We start from the raw sequence: 17,030 nt of genomic DNA on the forward strand, positions 1-17,030 counted from the left end.
CCATGCTTTTGCGTTTCATGCCACAGGCCTTGCTCGCCGCCGCCTGCCTGAGTTGTGTGCTGCCCGTGCCGGCGGCCGAGCTGGTCGACCCGTTGAGTTTGGATCGCATCCATGCGGACCCGCCGCTGCAGGGCCGGCTGCCGCGCGAGGCCACGCTGTCGCCTGGCGGCCGCTGGGCGGCCTGGCTGCAGCCGTCCCAGGCCGACGGCGAGGTCAAGGAGTTGTGGGGCCAGCCGCTGCCGGCCGGTGGACCACGCCGGCTGTTGGCCATGGCCGATCTGCTGGGGGGTGCGAAGGTGCACCTGACCGAAGCCGAGAAGATGGCGCTGCAGCGGCGGCGCATCGGCGGCAGCGGCATCCTCGAATACCGCTGGTGCGGCAACAGCGACCAGCGCCTGCTGGTGCCCTTGTCCGGCGGACTGTACCTGGCCGAACTGCAGGCGGACGGCCTGCCACGCACGCGCTTGCTGGCGCAGGCGAAAACGGACACTCGGGGCGACGAACCGGTGCGGGACCCGCAGTGCGACAAGGCCGGCCGCCAAGTCGCCTTTGTGCAGGCGGGCGATCTGTGGGTGCAGCCGCTGAGCGCTGGCCCGGCGCGCCGGCTTACGCACAGCGCCAGCGCCACCCGCAGCACCGGCCTGGCCGAGTTCATCGCCGAGGAGGAGCTGGACCGGCACGAAGGTTTCTGGTGGGCGCCGGACGGCCGCGCGCTGTTGGCCATCGAGGTCGACGAAAGCCCGGTGCCGATCAAGGTGCGCGCGCAGATCGCCGCCGACCACACCAGCTTCGCCGAGCAGCGCTACCCCGGCGCCGGCCAGCCGAACGCCAAGGTCCGTGCGCTGAGGATTGAAATCTCGAACGGCAAGGCCACACCTTTGCGCCTGCCGCCCGAGGCCGAGTACATCGCCCGCGCCGGCTGGTTCGACGACGGCACGCCGTGGCTGCAGTGGCTCACGCGCGAGCAGACCCGGCTGGACCTGGTCGAGTTCGACCGGCGCAGCGCCGCACCGCACACGCTGGCCTCCGAACGCGACTCGGCCTGGGTCGAGACCCATGATGACCTGGCCGAGCTGAGCGGCCGCCTGCTGGGCGGCAAGCCTGCGCTGGTCTGGTCCAGCGAGCGCAGCGGCCGGCGCCAACTCTGGTTGCTGGACCGCCGCGGCGGCGAGCCGCAAGCGCTGACGCAGCAGCCCGAGGCGGTGAGCCACGTGGTCTGCGCCGCCGGCCAGCGGGTGGTGTTCGCCGGTGCCACCGAGCGGGGCCGGGCGCGGGAGCTGTTCGTGGCCGACGGCGAAGGCCAGGTTCGCATGCTGTCGCCTGGCGAGCCGCGGCGCTGGCGCGACGCCAAGGCCGATGACGACTGCCGCCAGCTTTTGGTGACCGAGTCGCGCTGGGGCCAGCCGCCGAAACTGTCGGCCGTGTCGCTGGACATGGATGCGGCACCGCAGCCCATCGCGGGCACGCCGCCCGAGCCGCTGCTCGCGCAGATCGTGCCCGAGGTGCAGGTGCTGGACATCGTGGCGGCAGACGGCAAGACGCCGCTGAACGCCTTCTACCTGCCGCCGCTGAAGGCCGGTGCCGCGCCGGGCGCGCTGCACCCGGTCATCGTGCGCGCCTACGGTGGCCCCACCGGCGCGGAAGTGCGCTGGGCGTGGGAAGGCCAGCTGCCGCAGCTGGCCTACTGGCAGCGCCTGGGTTTTGGCGTGATGACGGTGGACACGCGCGGCATGGCCAACCGCGACCGCGACTTCACCCATGCGCATTACCGCGCCTTCGGCCAGGTCGAGGTGGCCGACCTGTTCGCCGCAGTGCGCCAGCTGCCGCAGCAGGTGCCTGGCGTCGACCCGGCGCGCATCGGCTTCACCGGCTGGTCCTACGGCGGCTTCCTGTCGGTCCGCGCGATGCTGGACGCAGACACCCCATTTGCGGCCGCCTTCGCTGGCGCACCGCCCGCCGACTGGACGCTCTACGACACCGCCTACACCGAGCGCTACCTGGGCACCGACCCGCTGGGTCGAGACGCAGCCTTCTACGTCCAGGCCAGCCTGGTCGGCCGCGCGAAGCTGCTGGCCAAGCCGCTGATGCTGGCCCATGGCACGGCCGACGACAACGTGCTGTTCGAGAACAGCCTGCGCCTGATCGAGGCGCTGCAGGCCGAAGGCAAGCTGTTCGAGACGGTGATCTACCCCGGCAAGGCGCACGGCATCGACGGCCGCAAATCCAAGCTGCACCTGGCCAGGACCGAGACGGACTTTTTCGTCCGGCAGCTCAGGCCTTAAGCGTCCCGGCGGACCCCGGCCAGCAGCATCGCGTTGAGCGCGCTGGCCGTCGCGCCGATGTCCTGGTCGGCCGAGGTGCCGGCCAGCAGCCCGTCCACGTGCAGCGAGGCCAGGCCGTGGGTGAGGGACCAACCGGCCAGCGCCACCTGCTGCACGTTGGCGCCCTTGCGCAGCAGGCCGGCCGCCTCGCAGTCGGCCACGGCCCTGTGCAAGACACCCAGCGCCGCATGGCCGGCCTGCATCAGCGCCGGGTGCGAGGCCTTGTCGCACTCCGGGCCGAACATCAGCCGGTAGGTGCGCGGGTGCGCTGCGGCGAACTGCACATAGGCCAGGCCGGTTGCCGCCAGCGCGGCCAGCGGTTCAGCAGCGGCCAGCCGCGCCGCGTCGGTGCGCCGTGCCAGCTCGCCAAAACCTTCGGCCAGCACGGCAGCCAGCAAGGCCTCGCGGTCTGCGAAATGCCGGTACGGTGCCGCGACGCTGACGCCCGCGGCCTGCGCCGCCGCACGCAGCGTCAGCCGCCCACCGCCACCGGCCTCGACCAGCCGCGTGGCCGCGACGACCAGCGCGCGCGCCAGGTCGCCGTGGTGGTAACCGGCCTTGGGCTGGTGCGGCAGCTGGACGCCTGCATCGGTCTGGGTGCGGGCTTTGGCGGGCATGTTGACGAGATTAACACTGGACTCTAAGCTGCGCCCCAGTTGAAGTTAACACTGATAACTTCTCTGCGCCGCTCAATTCACCTGGAGGCTGATCATGCCCGCGACTTCCCTGCGATCTGCTGCGGTGCCACCCGCATTGAACGTCCCGGCCGTGGGGGCCGAGGCCGGCGCTGCCACGGTGCTCGGCGCGCGGCTGCTGCTGGTCGGCGCGCTGGGCCTCGTGGCCACTTGCCTGGGCTACGTGCTGGCCGGTCCGCTGGCCGCGCTGCCCGGGGGCGCGCCTGGCATGGCGGCCGGGTTTGCGGCCACGCCGGCGGCTGCGGGCTGGATGCGCGTTGCCGGCCTGGCGGGCATGCCCAGCGATGTGCTGCTGGCCGTCGGCGGGCTGCTGCTGGCGGCGCACGAGTACCGGCGAGGGGCTGCGCTGGCAACTGCCGGCTGGCTGGCGCTGGGCGTGGCCAGCGCGCTGTTCATCGTGGTTGACGCGATGGTGGCACTGGTGCTGCCCGCCGCGGCGCTGCAGGCCGGGGCGGACGGCTACGCGGCGCTGCGGCTGCTGTTCGACGCCTTGTTCACGATTGGCGCCTGGACAGCCGCACTTGGCGCCCTGGCCGCGGCCTGGCAGCGCGGCGGCCCGCTGTGGCGCCATGGCTGGGCCGGCTGGCTGCTGCGCGCGGCCGGCTTGCTCGGGTTGGTGGCCAGCACCGGCCACCTGGCGGGCTTGCCCGGCATCGCGGCCTTGATCGGCCCGGGCATTGCGGTGCTGGCGGTGGCGCTGATCGGCGCGGCGCTGGAGTTTGGGCGAGCAGACGCCTGAAGCTCAGCGTGCGGTCTTCGCGGTGTAGATGTTCGCGCCGGCGGTCTGCCGGAAACGCTGCACCATCGCAGCCTGGGCCTCGTCCTTCCAGTACGGGTGGGCCAGGTCGATCACCATGACCTGCATCGGCAGCTCGACCTGCTCGCGCAGCGTGTGCCACCAGTCGGCTGCGCCGGGCTGGCCCATGACGCTGGAGCGTTCGACCACCAGCACCAGCAGCGCCCATCCAGGGGCCGCGGGGCTGGTCTTGCGCAGCAGCCAGGCGCGCCCGGCTGCGGGTTCGCTGCGCAGCAGTTCCAGCGTCGGGCGCAGCACGCGCGGGCTGAGCTGCGCGGCGGCCAGCAGCGGCTGGTCGTCGAAGTCGTGCAGCGCGGTTTCGGCGGCCTCGGCTTCTTCGCCCAGCTCGCGCAGGCGGGGTCGCAGCTTCTTCAGGCCCTCGAAGTCCTCGCGCTGTGCCAGCACCTGCTCCAGCCGCTGCGCGGCCGGCAGCCGCCAGCGTGGCTCGGCGGTGCCGGCATGCAGGTGAAGGCTGCTGCTTTGCTCGTAGGCCAGGCTGTTCATCAGCTTCAGGGCTTCGGCGAGCGCGGGCGGCGGCTCGGGCTGGCGGGCCTGCGGCTGCACCGGGCCGGCGCCGTCCAGCAGCGCCATGGCCAACAGCAGACGGGCTTCACCGGGCGGTGGCTGGGTGTCGGCGGCCAGCGCGTCGCGCAGGATGGGCTGGGCCCTGGCAGCGTCGTGCACCTGCCAGGCGGTGCGGGCCCACAGCATGTGGTCGGCCAGCGGCAGGCGTTGTTTTGCATGGGCCTCGGACAGCTCGGCCAGCAGGCGCTCGCGCTGGCGGTGGCGGCGGTGGAAGCCTTGCCAGGTCGGCGTGGCCTCGTCGCGCCACTGGGCGTCCAGCGTCTGGATCAGCTTGGGCAACACGCTGCCTAGCAACTGCTCGGCGGCACTCTGGGCCGGTGGCGCGGGCAGCGCCGGCTGGACCTTGGCGAGTTCCAGGCGCTCGCGAAGGCTGGGGTGGGTGTCGCTGGCGTCCGGCAGGGCCTTGAGCGCCTCGCGCAGCCAGCGTGGCGCTTCGTCGTGGCGCAGGCCGTCCTTCAGCAGGATGCGCATGTCGCGCATCGGCGTGGCCTTGGGTTCAGGCTCGCGCTCGGCGGCGGCCCACAGCCGAGGCCAGAAGTGTTCGCTGAGGTAACGCGCCTGCACCGCGATGCTGACCAGGCTCAGCGCTGCCTGTTGCGGGCCGACGGCCTGGTGGGCCAGCCGGTCCGCCTCGACCTCCTGCTGGCGTGAGAGCACAAAGGCGCGTGCATTGAAGCGCGGGAAGAAGTGCTGGAAAAACAGGTTCAGCACCCAGTCCGCCAGCGAGGCGCCCACGCGCGAACGCTCACGCGAGACCGCCAGCAGCCACCAACTGCGGCGGGTTCGGTAGATCCACGCGCCGAGCTTGCCGTGGTCGCCGCGCAGGTGGCCGAACTCGTGCGCCAGCACGGCAGCCAGTTGCTTGAGGTCCAGCGCCATCAGCAGCGGCAGGCCGAGGATCAGCGTGTTGCGGTGCCAGCCCAGCACGCCCAGCCGCGGCTGCTGCACGATGGCGGCGTTGAGCTGGCTGTCGATCAGCACCTGGTCCAGCCGCGGGCCGCCGCAGCGCTTGCGCAGCCTGGCAATCAGCTTGAACAGGGCCGGTGCCTCGGCGGCGGTCAGCACCAGGCCGGGCGGCGCCTGCTGGCGCATCCACAGCGCGCCGGCAATCGACAGCAGCAGCGAGCCGCAGCCGGCGGCCAGCAGCAGGCGCCAGGGTTTGAACCAGCCGTGCGAGCCGTGGGACCCGCCGAACAGGCCGCCCAGCGCCAGCCACAGGCCGCCGATGGCCAGTGCCAGCATGCCCAGGATCATCGCCTGGCCGAGCCCGGCCATGAGTGCGGTGTCGCGCGTGAAGCGGCGCGGGTCGTCGCGGCAGGCGAGTTCGTGCAGCGACACCAGGCGGCGGAAATCGGCTTCGTCCAAGCGGGGCTCCTGAGCAGGGCAGGCCATCTCTCGGTGGCCCGGGCCGCGCCATTTTGACCGCGCTTTTTCCCGGCAGCGCCGTGCCCTGCTGGGCATGGGCACGCCGTCTGCCCGGCAGGCACCAGCACCACTGTTGACGGAGACCCCGATGAGGATGCTCGGCCAGAGAACCTACGCCACCGTGGCGCTTCCGCCCGGCTTGCGGGCGCACGTGCCACCCGAGCCGACGCTGCCGCCGCAGCCGAACCAGCCGCCGGAGCCCGCGCCAACGCCGATCGGCGACCCGCCGCCTTATGGCGTGCCGCCGATCGCGCCGCCGCCACCCATGCCCAGCCCACCCAGCCCGCCGCCGATGGTCGCGAGGGACAGGCGCTCCGCAGTTCGCGCCTGCGACGGCACAAGCTGCGGCACGAATTGCCGTGCCGGAGAGCCGCTGGATCGGGCAGAGCACGCGGCGTTCCATGGCCTGTCGCGGCGCATGGTGCTGATGGCGATTGCACTGTCCGGCTGCGACCCGAAGCAGCCGAAGACCGACCCCAGCGGCACCGCGAGCACCGCTTCACGGTCGCCCCATGGGTGACCTAGTGGTGGCAGCGCCCTGAAATGCCGGGCCCGCGCGTTCAGCTGGCTTTTGGGACGCCGCCTGGCTGTGCATCGGCCTCGGTCAGTCCCGCTTGTTCGGCCGGTGCAGTGGGTGCCGCTTCGACTTGCTGCTGGCGCGGCGGGTTCGCGGCAGGGCTGCCCATGGTCTCGCCGTCTTCCGTCTGGCGGTGCCGCATGCTGTTGTCGAAACCGTAGCCACCGCCGCCGGTCTGCTGCGGTGCACCAGGCGTGGGGGAGTTGCGTTGGGTCATGCGAAGCTTCCTCGTGTGGATGGCAAATGCCGTGAAGGCTTTGTCTTTGGCAAGGCGCATGCCCCGCAGCAGGTCCTACCGGGCGGGTGAGGCCGGTGCCGGCCAGACGCGGTAGGTCCAGTCCGTCAGCCGCTGCAGGCGTGTGGTCTCGGCGCCCATCTGCGTGGCCTTCCACAGCGCGTACTGCAGGAACTGCTCAGGCGACGCGCGGCCGTAGGCATCGGTGGTCTCGGCGTACTGGCCGTTGCCCATCGCGGCCAGCGGCGTGCGGCCCTTGTCCACGCAGAAGGCGAAGCCTGCTGTGGGTTCGGGCTCGCCCAGCTCGGTGTTGGCGGGGTCGCAGCGGCGCCAGGCCGCGGGGTCGGTGCTGGCATACAAGGTGTTGAACTGCGAGATCGCGCCGTTGAGCAGCTTCAGCGAAAGGCCGGGCTGGTAGCGGTCCAGCGGCGCGTAGGGCGAGCCGGCGGTGCCCATGGTGGCGGTGGCGCGGTCCATGAAGTTGCTGGGCGCCAGGTGCTTCATGGCCTGGGCCCGGCTGTAGCGGCCGCGGTTGTTGATCAGGCTGCCGGTGTCGCTGGCCACGTAGAGCGGGATCGCGTTGTTGACGAACTGCGCGCTCTTGATGCGGGCCTGCAGCAGGCGCACGGTGCTGGCGTTGCCGAGTTCCTGCTGCGCTGGTGTGGCGCCGCCCAGCGTGCCGGTCAGCAGCTCGTCGAAGCCGGTCAGGTAGGGCCAGTCCATCGAGAAGTTCACCCAGTCGCTTTGCGCGCCGGGGTTGATGGACATCTGCATCTGGTACCAGGCGTTGGTGCGGTAGTAGGAGCCGATCACGTTATGGGTTTCCCAGGCGTGGATCAGGTCGCGCGTGACCTTGCCGGTGGCGTCGGTGTCGGCCTGGTAGAGCATGTGCGGCGCCAGGAAAAACACGCTCACGGTGTTGAACGGCCAGCCGCGCACCTCGCCGCGGCCCTTCCAGGTGTTGGCGTTGGCGTCGTAGTCGCCAATGAACCACTTCTGCTTGCCTTCCAGCCCGTAGCCGGTGGCCCAGTGCCACTGCTGCACGGCATTCCACTGCAGCAGGCTCATCATGGCGCGTTCGATGAAGGCGTTGGTCGTGGCCGCTTCGGGTTCGCTCGCGGTGGTGGCGCTGGCGGCCAGCGCGGCCAGGCGGCTGGCGCCGACCTGCGCGCCATACTGGCCGCTGCTGGCTACGTGGTTGCCGCGGCCGCCGCCCAGGAAGCCGTAGGCGATCCAGCCCGAGTTCGCGAACAGCTGCTGGATCTCGTTGCGCTGGGCCGGCGTCAGGTGGCTCCAGTCGCCGTACTTGCCGTTGGGGTTCAGGTGGCCCTGCAGCCAGCTTTCGATCTTCGCGGCATTGCCGTTCGGGTCCTGCCAGCTGCTTTGCGAGAACTGCGCGCCCTTGGCGAAGGAGCCGGCGGGGCTGAAGCCCTCGGGCCACACGTCCAGCGGGTGGGCGGCGGGCAGCCAGGCGTTCCAGTCCGGGTACTGCAGCGGCACGGCCATTTCGCGGGTGTTCATCGTGGCGCTGGCGTCCATCACCTTGTCCACGTCGGCCTGCGTGAGGCTCAGGGGCTGGCCGTCGATGGGTTTGCCGAACACGGCCTGCAAGGCCTGGGTGGTCGTGTCCAGCGCAGCGCCCAGGCCGGCGCCCGCGGCCCATTCGGTGATGGGCCGGCTGTCCAGCCCGGCACCGGGCTGGTAGGGCGGGTTCCACGGTGCCGCCTGGGCCACGTGGGGCACGGCCTGCTGGCTGTAGCGCAGGTAGGCCGCGATCTGCTGGCCCTGCAGCTTGCTCAGGCCGTGGAAGCGGCTGCGCTGCACGATGGCGTTGTCCGAGTAGTTGAAATACTGCAGGTCGCGGCCGGTGGGCGCGTGGCAGGAGGCGCAGGCTGCCTGTAGCTTGCGCGGCACGATGGAGGACTTGGCCAGCACGCCGGAGGCATGCCAGAGGGTGTCGCCCGCGGCCACGTCTTCGCTCCAGGTCTTGCCGGCGTCCTTCTGCTTCTTGATGTTGGCGAACTGCACCGCATTGGTGGCCAGGTTGCGGCCCTGGGCGTCCTGCAGCTGCAGTGCAATCACGCGGTAGCCGTTGGACTCGCCATCGGTGCCGTTGAAGCGGAACTGGATCAGGTTGCCGCTGGCGGCGGCCACCAGCCTGGCCTTGGTGCTGGCGTCCAGCACCAGGCCGATGCGCGCGGTGTAGAGGCCGCCGCGGGCCAGTCCGCCTTGCAGTCGTTCGGCATCGGCCAGTTGCACGTTGGCATCGGTGATGTCCACCCAGGGAATATCGGCGCCGGCATCGGCGCTGGTGCCGCCCAGCACCCGCAGGCTGGCCTTGACGCGGGCGGGGGCCTGCGTGGTGGCCTCGAACTCCGGCGGGCCGAAGAAGCCGCAGCGGTGGCAGCTGAACCACAGCCGGTCGACCTGGGCCAACTGGCTGGCGTCCACGTTCAAGACGGCTTGCACGATGGTGGGCTTGCTGGGCAGGCCGGCGCCCAGCACCTCCAGCGGCAATTGCAGCGTGGCGCCTGTGGCCGTCGCGTGCGTTGCCGCGTCTGCGCCGGTGGCCGATGTGACCAAGCTTGCGGCCAGGCCGAGGGCCAGCCAGACGCTGGCGATGGCGGCGCGAATGTGGCCGCTTGGTTGATTTGTCACGAGGTGCTTCCAGGCTGCGACGCCGGGGCCGGCTATGCGGGAACGCCTCGCCAGCCGGCGTCGATACCGGCGGCACCATACGTGTCTTCAGGCCCTCTGCGGAAGCCCCGATGAGGTGGTTCTATGCTCCACCTTCTGGCCTGAGAAAGTCCACCTGCACGGGTGTCGACCAGCGGCGCATGTTCTGCTACAGCCAGCCATCAACCAGCCACCTGCCTAACCTTGCGCGCCTTCGTGGCGCGTGTCGTGGCCGGTAGCGTCATCGACGCGGCGCACGCCGTAGGCGTTGTCATCTTCGGGCACCACGTGGCGGCTGTCCCAGGGCTCGGTGCCACGGGACATGCAGAGCCGGCCCTCGGTGTGGGCCTGCTCGTTGCACGCTGTGCAGGGCTCCTGCCGCATCAGGGTGGCCTGTGCTGCCTCCGGCAGCTCGTCCGGCTGGACGAGCAAGGTGGCATCGAACGGGGTCGGGGCAATGGGTGGCGAAATGGCCTGGGTGGCGGGGCGCTGGCTCATGAGATGGCTCCTGTCGAATCGGGAGGCGCGGCACGCATCGGGCAGCCGAGGGCGGCGACGCCGACTCCCGGGGCAAGTCGCATGCCCCGGCGGCCCCACTGCGCCGCCAAGGCATGCTGACTCTACGCCGGTCGCTGCCGCCTGGGCAGGTGGCGCATGCCCGGTGGCGGGTTGTTCAGTACGCGCCGCGTTTGGACTCCAGGGCCTCGCCTTTTTCGGCGTCCCGGCGCTGTTCCTTGCCCAGCGGCGGGGTCAGCCGGTCCGGATCCTGGCTGGACAGCGGCACGCCCTGCGGCTGGCCCTTGTCGCTGGCCGGCTTCCGGGTGCGTTCATCCAGCCATTCGCGCGGGCTTTCGCTGTCGGGCAGCGTGGTGGTGGCCGGGTCCGGGCCGACCGAGGTGCTGGTGCCGGGGCCGCCGGCACCGGCGTGGTCCGAGCCGCCAGAGGCCTGGCAGCGGAAGTGCAAGCGGTTCATGCCGGTGCCTCCTTCAATGCGAGGCCATCAGCTCGGCCTTGCGCGCGGCCAACTGTGCGCCGACGGCCTTGGTGTCCATGCCAGCCTTCTTGACCTTGGGGAACAGTTCGTCTTGCTCTTCCTTGACGTGGTGGTCGATCAACTCGCCCAGCACCTTGACCTTGGCGTCGTACAGATCGTCGTCCGGCTTGCCGGCCTCGATCTGGGCGATCAGGTCCTTGGCGCTGGCGTGTTCGACGGTGGCTTCGTCGACCAGATCGCCTTCGGGCAGCACTTCCCGGGCGGCAGGATAGAAGATCTCTTCTTCGATCTGGGCGTGCACCGTCAGCATCTCGCAGATGGTCAGCGCGACGCTGCTGCGATCCCCGGCTGGAGCTTCGGCCTTGGCCAGCTTCTCGTAGTCCTTGAACAGCTTCTTGACCTCGGCGTGGTCAGCGCGCAGCAGCGTGATCGCGTCAGGCGCGCGGCCAGTGGTCTTGCTGGTGTCGGGCGTACGCGACTTGGCGGGGCTGGCAGTGTGGCTGGCGGTGGTGCGCATGGGAAGAGCTCCAGTTGGCGGAACTCGCATCGCGGTTCCTGGGTTGATGAGAGTGCCCTCAGACCTGCCGCTGAGCGTCAGGCCCCCCAGGGGGTGGGGAAACTTGGGACGGGCCCGGCGTTTCCTCATGAGGCAATGAGGCCACTCTAGGGCGCATTGCCATGCCATGGCGCCATTGGGGCCACGGTTGCGACACCGGCTGACGCGCGCGCTTCGCCTGGGCCTACAGGGCGCCGCCTGCGGGGCCGGAAGATGGCGCTGCACACGAACGGAGCGATCGATGAACCAGGCAAGCTTGATGGCGATGTTCAGCTTCTCGATGTCGCCGCTGGAGCTGGTGATCCGCGGCAGCGCGATGTACGTTTTCCTGTTCCTGATCTTCCGCTTCGTGCTGCGGCGCGACGTGGGCTCGATCGCGATTTCCGATGTGCTGCTGCTGGTGCTGATCGCCGACGCCTCGCAGAACGCGATGGCCGGCGACTACAAGACAGTGGCCGACGGCATGGTGCTGGTGGGCACCATCGTCGGTTGGAACTGGGTGCTGGACTGGGCGGCCTGGCACTTCGAGCCGGTGCACCGCTTGTTGCAGGCACCGCCGCTGCCGCTGGTGCGCCACGGCCGGGTGCTGCATCGCAACCTGCGCAAGGAGTTCCTGACGCTGGACGACCTGATGATGGAACTGCGCAAGCAGGCGGTGTCGGACCTGGCCGAGGTGAAGCACGCCCAGATGGAGGGCGATGGCCAGATCACGGTGATCAAGCGCGAGGGCGGCGCGCCGGCCGAGGCTCGGTAGCGGGCGATTGGCGGCGCTGCTGCCCGTCGCCAGCGCCGTCCAGCAGTGCGGCTGCACTGCGCTGCAGCAGCTCGCGCAGCCAGCGCAGCGCAGGGTCGCCATCGTGGCGGGCGTGCCAGACGCAGGACAGCGTGTAGTCGGGCAGCTTCAGCGGCGGCGCTGCCGCCTGCAGCCCGAAGCGCTGGCGCCAGCCCGGCACCAGCAGCTCCGGCACCGTGGCCACCGCCGGCAGGCGGGCCAGCAGCCCTGGCAGCGAGCCGAAGTGCGGGGTGGCATACAGCACCCTGCGCTGCGCGCCGAGGGCCGCCAGTGCGGTGTCGACCTGGCCCTCGAAATCCCCCTGGTAGGAGATGAACAGGTGCGGCAGCCGCAGGAAGTGCGCCCGTGTCAGCCGGCCCGAGGGTGGCAACTTCACCTGATCGGGGTGGTAGACGCAGCGGTAGTTGCGCGTGCCCAGTGCTGCCATGCGCTGCCAGGCCGGGCCAGGGTCGAACACCGACAGGCCCAGGTCCATCTCGCCGGCTTCCAGCATGCGGCTGGCGCGGGAGCGGTCCGACGCGCGCACCGCCAGCCGCACGCCCGGCGCCTGCTGCGCCACCTCGGCCAGCACGCCGGGCATCAGCCAGGCCTCCATCCAGTCGGGCATGCCCAGGCGGAAACTGCGCTCGCCGCGCGAAGGGTCGAAGCCGCCGGACTCGGTCAAGGCGCCACGCACGCTTTCCAGCGCCGGCGCCAGCTGGTCGGCCAGCGCCAGCGCGCGGGGCGTGGGCACCATGCCTTGCGCTGTGCGCACCAGCAGCTCGTCACCGGTCAGCTCGCGCAGCCTGGCCAGCGCGCCGCTGACCGCCGGCTGGCCGAGGAACAGCTTGGCCGCGGCGCGCGACACGCTGCGCTCGCGCACCAGCACCAGGAAGCTGACCAGCAGGTTCAGGTCCACGCCCCTGAAATCGCGCTCGATGATGTGGCTCATGATTCCAATCGATTTGCCTGATGCGTCGGTGCCGGGAATTATGACGACCAGGCCAGCACCTTTGCGGGCACTTCAGGAGCGAAACATCATGGGCAAGAAAAAAGTGTTGATCGTCGGGGCCAACGGCACCGTGGGCCAGGCCGTGGCGCAGGCGGGCGAGGGTCTCTGGGAACTGGTCACGGCCGGCCGCAGCAGCGGAGCGCATCGCGTGGACCTGACGCAGGGCCGCAGCATCCATGCGCTGTTCGAAGCGGTGGGGCGGGTCGACGCGATCATCGCCACCGCGGGCAAGGTGCACTTCGGCCCGTTGGCCGAAATGAGCGCCGAGCAGTTCAGCATCGGCCTGCAGGACAAGCTGCTGGGCCAGGTCAACCTGGCGCTGATCGGCCAGCACCATCTGAACGACGGCGGCTCCATCACCTTGACCAGCGGCATCCTGTCGGAAGCGCCGATCCGCCTGGGCGCCAACGCCACCACAGTCAATACTGCTGTCGAAGGCTTTGTGCGCGCGGCAGCCTGCGAGCTGCAGCGCGGCCTGCGCGTCAACGTGGTCAGCCCCACGGTGCTGACCGAATCGCTGGGCGCCTATGGGGCGTTTTTCCAGGGCTTCGAGCCGGTGTCCGCGGCGCGTGCGGCCCAGGCTTACCTGCGCAGCGTCGAGGGCGTGCAGACCGGGCAGGTGTTCAAGGTCTGGTAACTCAGCGCTTGCGCACGGCGGCCTCGATGGCCGCGCCGACCTCGGCGGTGCTGGCCTTGCCGCCCAGGTCGGGTGTGCGAGGGCCGTCGCGCAGCGTGGCCTCGATGGCACGCAGGATCGCGTCGTGTGCCTCTTGATGGCCGAGGAACTGCAGCATCATGGCGCCGGACCAGATCATGGCCACCGGGTTGGCAATGCCCTTGCCGAAGATGTCCGGCGCCGAGCCGTGCACCGGCTCGAACAGCGACGGGAACTTGCGCTCCGGGTTCAGGTTGCCCGAAGGCGCCAGGCCGATGGTGCCGGTGCAGGCCGGGCCCAGGTCCGAGAGGATGTCGCCGAACAGGTTGCTGGCCACCACCACATCGAAACGGTCCGGCTGCAGCACGAAGCGGGCGCAGAGGATGTCGATGTGCTGCTTGTCCATGGCCAGCTCGGGGTAGCCGGCGTGCATCGCATCGGCCCTGCCATCCCACCACGGCATGCTGATGGCAATGCCATTGCTTTTGGTGGCCACGGTGATCTTCTTGCGCGGGCGCGATTGCGCCAGCTCGAAGGCGTACTTCATCACCCTGTCGGTGCCGTGGCGCGAGAAGACCGATTCCTGGATCACGATCTCGCGCTCGGTGCCCTCGTAGAGCTTGCCGCCGAGGTTGGTGTACTCGCCCTCGGTGTTCTCGCGTACCACGAAGAAGTCGATGTCGCCTGGCTTGCGGCCCGCGAGCGGGCAGGGCACGCCCTCGAACAGGCGCACCGGCCGCAGGTTGATGTACTGGTCGAACTCGCGGCGGAACTTCAACAGCGAGCCCCACAGCGAAATGTGGTCCGGCACCGTGGCCGGCCAGCCCACGGCGCCAAAGTACACCGCGTCCATGCCCTGCAACTGTTGCTTCCAGTCGTCCGGCATCATCTGGCCGGTCTTCAGGTAATGGTCGCAGCTGGCCCATTCGATGGGCGTGATGTCCAGCGCAATGCCGAAGCGTTCGGCCGCGGCGTGCAGCACGCGCAGGCCTTCGGGCATGACTTCCTGGCCGATGCCGTCACCGGGAATGGATGCGATCTTGAGCGGTTTCATGGCGGACTCCTGGTTGGGCGCTGGGTGTGCGTTGGCGCATGTCAGGGTTGGCATCCTAGGGGACCTGGGGCTTTCTACAATCGGAGCCCTTGTGAATCCGCCATGCACACATCGTGAACAATGATCCGCTCGCCGAAGACCTGCGCGTTTTCAACGCGGTGGTGCGCAAGGCCAGCTTCTCCGGCGCTGCCGAGGAGCTGGGCGTTTCGCCGTCCTACGTCACCAAGCGCATCCAGATCCTGGAGGCCACGCTGGGCACCCCGCTGTTCCACCGCACCACGCGCCGGGTGGTGGTGACCGAGGCCGGCGAGCGCATCTGCCACTGGTCGCAGAAGATCCTGGACGACCTGGATCATCTGGTCGAGGAGATTGGCGTGACGCGGCAGGCGCCTCGTGGCACCTTGCGCGTGTGCAGCAGCTTCGGTTTCGGCCGGCGGGTGGTGGCGCCTGCGCTGTCGGCCCTGGTCGAGCAGCATCCGGCGCTGAAGGTGCGCTTCGAGGTGTTCGACCGGCTGGTCGACGTGGCCAGCGAAGGCTTTGACCTGGACGTGCGCGTGGGTGACGAGATCGCCCCGCACCTCATTGCCAAGCGGCTGGCAGCCAACCATCGCGTGCTGTGCGCCTCGCCAGCCTACCTGGCGCGCTGCGGCACGCCGCGCACGCTGGACGAGCTGGCCACGCACGACTGCCTGATCATCAAGGAACGCGACCACCCGTTTGGCGTCTGGCGCCTGCGCCACGGCCGCAAGGAAAGCACCATCAAGGTTCGCGGCCCGCTCTCGTCCAACAACGGCGAGATGGTGGTGCAGTGGGCCGTGGACGGCCGCGGCATTGCGCTGCGCTCGCTGTGGGATGTCGGCCCGCTGATCACCGAAGGCAAGCTGGTGCAGGTCCTGCCGGACCACAGTCAGGCGGCCGATGTGTGGGCCGTCTACCCTTCGCGGCTGGACACCTCGGCCAAGGTGCGCGTGTGCGTGGAATTCCTCCAGGCGCACCTTGCCTGCCGGCTTCAGCCGCCCCCGTTGGCGCGCTGAAACAGCGCGGCCGTTCAACGCTCACCAGCCGCCGCGCATGTGGGCCACCACCGGACGTGGCAGCGAGGCCACCCAGTGCCTGTAGATGTGCCGGGCCGAGGCGTGCAACTGCGGCAGGCAGGTTTTCAGCTGGCGCAAGATCTCTTCGCGCGATTGCGCGGCAGGCCCGGCCGCGTGGGCCAGCTCCAGGGCCGACTCGTGGCACCACTCGCGCACGATGGCCTCGGTGACCTCGAAGTGGCACTGGAAGGCCAGGTGCTTGCCCATGCCGAAGGCCTTGTTCAGGCAGTGTCGGCCAAACAGCAGGCGCTGCGCACCGGCGGGAATCTCGAAGGTGTCGTAGTGCCAGTTGAAGGCGACGACCGGCTGCTCGCCAAACAGCCGGCGGCCGGCGGGCGTGACCTGCAGGTGGTTCCAGCCGATGTTGGCCCAGGCGTTGGTGCTGACGCGCGCGCCCATGGCCTTGGCGATCATCTGCCCGCCGAAGCAGTGGCCCAGCAGCGGAATGTCGGCGCGCAGCGCGGCCTGGGCCAGCGCGAGTTCGTCGTGGATCCAGGGCAGCGGCTCGTTGACGCTGCGATTGCTGCCCAGCATCACGATGCCGCTGAAGTCCCGCGGGTCGCGCGGCAGGCTGTCGCCTTGCTCGGGGCAGATCAGGCGGTGTTCGATGCCGACCTCTTCGAGGTAGTCCAGCAGGAAGCCGGGGCGTTGGGTCTTGTCGTGTTGCAGCAGGGCGACCGGTTTCATACAAGGGCGCGGCTTGGCGCGCAGTGGTGACGATGAAGCCACTCTAGACAGCGCGACCTCAGCCCGGCATCAAGAGACGGGCTCTCGTCATCAAGCCCGCATCAAACCCGCATCAAGCGCCCGCGTTTGATTTCGGCTTGATGCCGGCCGCCGCTTTCTTGATCCCGGCTTGAAGTGCTGCTTGCTGCAATGCCGGCATGAGCGTTCTCTCGCCCTGTGTTCCGTCCCTGCCGCGCAGTGCGCGCCAGGACTCGCCCGCTGCCGAGCCCTGGCTGGCCTGCGAGGACATCCTGCTGGACGTGGCGGCGCCGGACGGCGCTGCGGCGCTGCAGGTGCTGGCACGGCTGCTGTCGCGCCGGCTGGTCTGTCCGCAGGAAGCCGTGCTGCGCCGCCTGGTGCAACGCGAGGCGCTGGCTTCCACCGCACTGGGGCATGGCCTGGCGCTGCCGCATGCCCAGCTGGCCGGCCTGGCTGCGCCGGTGGGCGCCTGCGTGGGGCTGCGCTCGCCGGTGAGCTTTGGCGAGCCGGATGGTCAGCCGGTGCGCTGGTTGATCGCGTTGCTGCTGCCGGTGCGCGAGCCGCAGGCGCAGCTGATCCGCCTGGCCGGGCTTGCGAGCCGCTGTGGCGAGGGCGTGTTCCGCCTGGCGCTGGCGCGCAGTCGCACGCCAGCCGAGGTGTGGAAGCTGTTGACGCTGCCGGCCTGACCGGGCGCCGCAAAGGGCGTCTTGATACTTTCTTGATACCCGGCTGCCGAGTCTTGGCACCGTCTTGATGCCCCGATTTTTACGATGAGCGCATGTTTCAAGGAGGGCGTCCCATGGATGTCGTTTACATCGCGCTGAGCGTCGTGTGCTGGCTGTTGCTGGTGGGCATGGCGCAGGGTTGCGCAAAGCTGG

17 protein-coding genes are annotated in these 17,030 nt (G+C 70.0%); 7 read left to right on the forward strand and 10 right to left on the reverse strand.

The window, feature by feature from the left end; genetic code table 11:
- Window positions 1-2 precede the first annotated feature (2 nt).
- Window positions 3-2,282, forward strand: coding sequence for a S9 family peptidase (locus tag LRH25_RS09145; RefSeq protein ID WP_231011019.1), 2,280 nt, complete (start codon window positions 3-5; stop codon window positions 2,280-2,282).
- On the opposite strand, the gene LRH25_RS09150 is transcribed toward LRH25_RS09145, so the two are convergent.
- Window positions 2,279-2,938: a TetR/AcrR family transcriptional regulator gene (locus LRH25_RS09150; RefSeq protein ID WP_231011020.1), complete on the reverse strand. Its 660-nt coding sequence runs from the start codon at window positions 2,936-2,938 to the stop codon at window positions 2,279-2,281. The genes LRH25_RS09145 and LRH25_RS09150 overlap by 4 nt on opposite strands.
- Before the next feature lie 94 nt (window positions 2,939-3,032).
- Between LRH25_RS09150 and LRH25_RS09155 the strand changes: the two genes are divergently transcribed.
- On the forward strand, window positions 3,033-3,755 hold the full coding sequence (locus LRH25_RS09155) for a hypothetical protein (RefSeq protein ID WP_231011021.1): 723 nt from the start codon (window positions 3,033-3,035) through the stop codon (window positions 3,753-3,755).
- 3 nt (window positions 3,756-3,758) lie between these two features.
- Here LRH25_RS09155 and LRH25_RS09160 read toward each other — a convergent pair whose 3' ends face one another.
- Window positions 3,759-5,762, reverse strand: coding sequence for a M48 family metalloprotease (locus tag LRH25_RS09160; protein WP_231011022.1), 2,004 nt, complete (start codon window positions 5,760-5,762; stop codon window positions 3,759-3,761).
- 148 nt (window positions 5,763-5,910) lie between these two features.
- Here LRH25_RS09160 and LRH25_RS09165 point away from each other — a divergent pair, with 148 nt between their 5' ends.
- Window positions 5,911-6,342: a hypothetical protein gene (locus LRH25_RS09165; protein ID WP_231011023.1), complete on the forward strand. Its 432-nt coding sequence runs from the start codon at window positions 5,911-5,913 to the stop codon at window positions 6,340-6,342.
- Window positions 6,343-6,382: 40 nt separating this feature from the next.
- On the opposite strand, the gene LRH25_RS09170 is transcribed toward LRH25_RS09165, so the two are convergent.
- The 5 genes from LRH25_RS09170 to LRH25_RS09190 form a co-directional block, all read right to left on the reverse strand.
- The gene (locus LRH25_RS09170) at window positions 6,383-6,616 is read right to left on the reverse strand and encodes a hypothetical protein (RefSeq protein ID WP_141291792.1); all 234 of its coding nucleotides are present in this window, start codon (window positions 6,614-6,616) and stop codon (window positions 6,383-6,385) included.
- A 75-nt stretch (window positions 6,617-6,691) separates the two neighbouring features.
- The gene (locus LRH25_RS09175) at window positions 6,692-9,292 is read right to left on the reverse strand and encodes a hypothetical protein (protein ID WP_231011024.1); all 2,601 of its coding nucleotides are present in this window, start codon (window positions 9,290-9,292) and stop codon (window positions 6,692-6,694) included.
- Window positions 9,293-9,508: 216 nt separating this feature from the next.
- Window positions 9,509-9,808 carry a hypothetical protein gene (locus LRH25_RS09180; RefSeq protein WP_141290153.1) on the reverse strand — a complete coding sequence of 100 codons (300 nt, stop codon included), beginning with the start codon at window positions 9,806-9,808 and terminating at the stop codon, window positions 9,509-9,511.
- Window positions 9,809-9,983: 175 nt separating this feature from the next.
- On the reverse strand, window positions 9,984-10,283 hold the full coding sequence (locus LRH25_RS09185; protein WP_141290154.1) for a hypothetical protein: 300 nt from the start codon (window positions 10,281-10,283) through the stop codon (window positions 9,984-9,986).
- A gap of 13 nt (window positions 10,284-10,296) precedes the next feature.
- Window positions 10,297-10,821: a hemerythrin domain-containing protein gene (locus LRH25_RS09190; RefSeq protein ID WP_141290155.1), complete on the reverse strand. Its 525-nt coding sequence runs from the start codon at window positions 10,819-10,821 to the stop codon at window positions 10,297-10,299.
- Between the two features lie 280 nt (window positions 10,822-11,101).
- Between LRH25_RS09190 and LRH25_RS09195 the strand changes: the two genes are divergently transcribed.
- Complete coding sequence (locus LRH25_RS09195; protein ID WP_231011025.1) at window positions 11,102-11,614, forward strand: DUF421 domain-containing protein; 513 nt, start codon at window positions 11,102-11,104, stop codon at window positions 11,612-11,614.
- Here LRH25_RS09195 and LRH25_RS09200 read toward each other — a convergent pair.
- Window positions 11,577-12,584, reverse strand: a complete 1,008-nt coding sequence (locus LRH25_RS09200; protein ID WP_231011026.1) for a LysR family transcriptional regulator — start codon at window positions 12,582-12,584, stop codon at window positions 11,577-11,579. The genes LRH25_RS09195 and LRH25_RS09200 overlap by 38 nt on opposite strands.
- A gap of 88 nt (window positions 12,585-12,672) precedes the next feature.
- Here LRH25_RS09200 and LRH25_RS09205 point away from each other — a divergent pair, with 88 nt between their 5' ends.
- Window positions 12,673-13,281, forward strand: a complete 609-nt coding sequence (locus tag LRH25_RS09205) for a short chain dehydrogenase (RefSeq protein ID WP_141290075.1) — start codon at window positions 12,673-12,675, stop codon at window positions 13,279-13,281.
- Between the two features lies 1 nt (window position 13,282).
- On the opposite strand, the gene LRH25_RS09210 is transcribed toward LRH25_RS09205, so the two are convergent.
- Window positions 13,283-14,353 (reverse strand): tartrate dehydrogenase, encoded by a 1,071-nt coding sequence (locus LRH25_RS09210; RefSeq protein WP_141290076.1) that lies wholly within the window; start codon window positions 14,351-14,353, stop codon window positions 13,283-13,285.
- Window positions 14,354-14,466: 113 nt separating this feature from the next.
- On the opposite strand from LRH25_RS09210, the gene LRH25_RS09215 reads away from it, so the two are divergent.
- A complete protein-coding gene (locus tag LRH25_RS09215; RefSeq protein ID WP_141290077.1) occupies window positions 14,467-15,387 on the forward strand; it encodes a LysR substrate-binding domain-containing protein in 921 nt (306 codons plus the stop codon).
- 21 nt (window positions 15,388-15,408) lie between these two features.
- On the opposite strand, the gene LRH25_RS09220 is transcribed toward LRH25_RS09215, so the two are convergent.
- Complete coding sequence (locus tag LRH25_RS09220) at window positions 15,409-16,134, reverse strand: type 1 glutamine amidotransferase (RefSeq protein ID WP_141290078.1); 726 nt, start codon at window positions 16,132-16,134, stop codon at window positions 15,409-15,411.
- Window positions 16,135-16,331: 197 nt separating this feature from the next.
- Between LRH25_RS09220 and LRH25_RS09225 the strand changes: the two genes are divergently transcribed.
- Window positions 16,332-16,838, forward strand: a complete 507-nt coding sequence (locus LRH25_RS09225; protein WP_231011027.1) for a PTS sugar transporter subunit IIA — start codon at window positions 16,332-16,334, stop codon at window positions 16,836-16,838.
- Window positions 16,839-17,030 lie beyond the last annotated feature (192 nt).

This window comes from Ideonella azotifigens, from assembly GCF_021043325.1.
Taxonomy (GTDB): Bacteria; Pseudomonadota; Gammaproteobacteria; order Burkholderiales; family Burkholderiaceae_C; genus Ideonella; species Ideonella azotifigens.

Coding starts and splice junctions, on each gene's coding strand:
- LRH25_RS09145 (WP_231011019.1), top strand. CDS start 3: ATGCTTTTGCGTTTCATGCCACAGGCCTTGCTCGCCGCCGCCTGCCTG.
- LRH25_RS09150 (WP_231011020.1), bottom strand. CDS start 2,938: ATGCCCGCCAAAGCCCGCACCCAGACCGATGCAGGCGTCCAGCTGCCG.
- LRH25_RS09155 (WP_231011021.1), top strand. CDS start 3,033: ATGCCCGCGACTTCCCTGCGATCTGCTGCGGTGCCACCCGCATTGAAC.
- LRH25_RS09165 (WP_231011023.1), top strand. CDS start 5,911: ATGAGGATGCTCGGCCAGAGAACCTACGCCACCGTGGCGCTTCCGCCC.
- LRH25_RS09170 (WP_141291792.1), bottom strand. CDS start 6,616: ATGACCCAACGCAACTCCCCCACGCCTGGTGCACCGCAGCAGACCGGC.
- LRH25_RS09180 (WP_141290153.1), bottom strand. CDS start 9,808: ATGAGCCAGCGCCCCGCCACCCAGGCCATTTCGCCACCCATTGCCCCG.
- LRH25_RS09185 (WP_141290154.1), bottom strand. CDS start 10,283: ATGAACCGCTTGCACTTCCGCTGCCAGGCCTCTGGCGGCTCGGACCAC.
- LRH25_RS09190 (WP_141290155.1), bottom strand. CDS start 10,821: ATGCGCACCACCGCCAGCCACACTGCCAGCCCCGCCAAGTCGCGTACG.
- LRH25_RS09195 (WP_231011025.1), top strand. CDS start 11,102: ATGAACCAGGCAAGCTTGATGGCGATGTTCAGCTTCTCGATGTCGCCG.
- LRH25_RS09200 (WP_231011026.1), bottom strand. CDS start 12,584: ATGAGCCACATCATCGAGCGCGATTTCAGGGGCGTGGACCTGAACCTG.
- LRH25_RS09205 (WP_141290075.1), top strand. CDS start 12,673: ATGGGCAAGAAAAAAGTGTTGATCGTCGGGGCCAACGGCACCGTGGGC.
- LRH25_RS09210 (WP_141290076.1), bottom strand. CDS start 14,353: ATGAAACCGCTCAAGATCGCATCCATTCCCGGTGACGGCATCGGCCAG.
- LRH25_RS09220 (WP_141290078.1), bottom strand. CDS start 16,134: ATGAAACCGGTCGCCCTGCTGCAACACGACAAGACCCAACGCCCCGGC.
- LRH25_RS09225 (WP_231011027.1), top strand. CDS start 16,332: ATGAGCGTTCTCTCGCCCTGTGTTCCGTCCCTGCCGCGCAGTGCGCGC.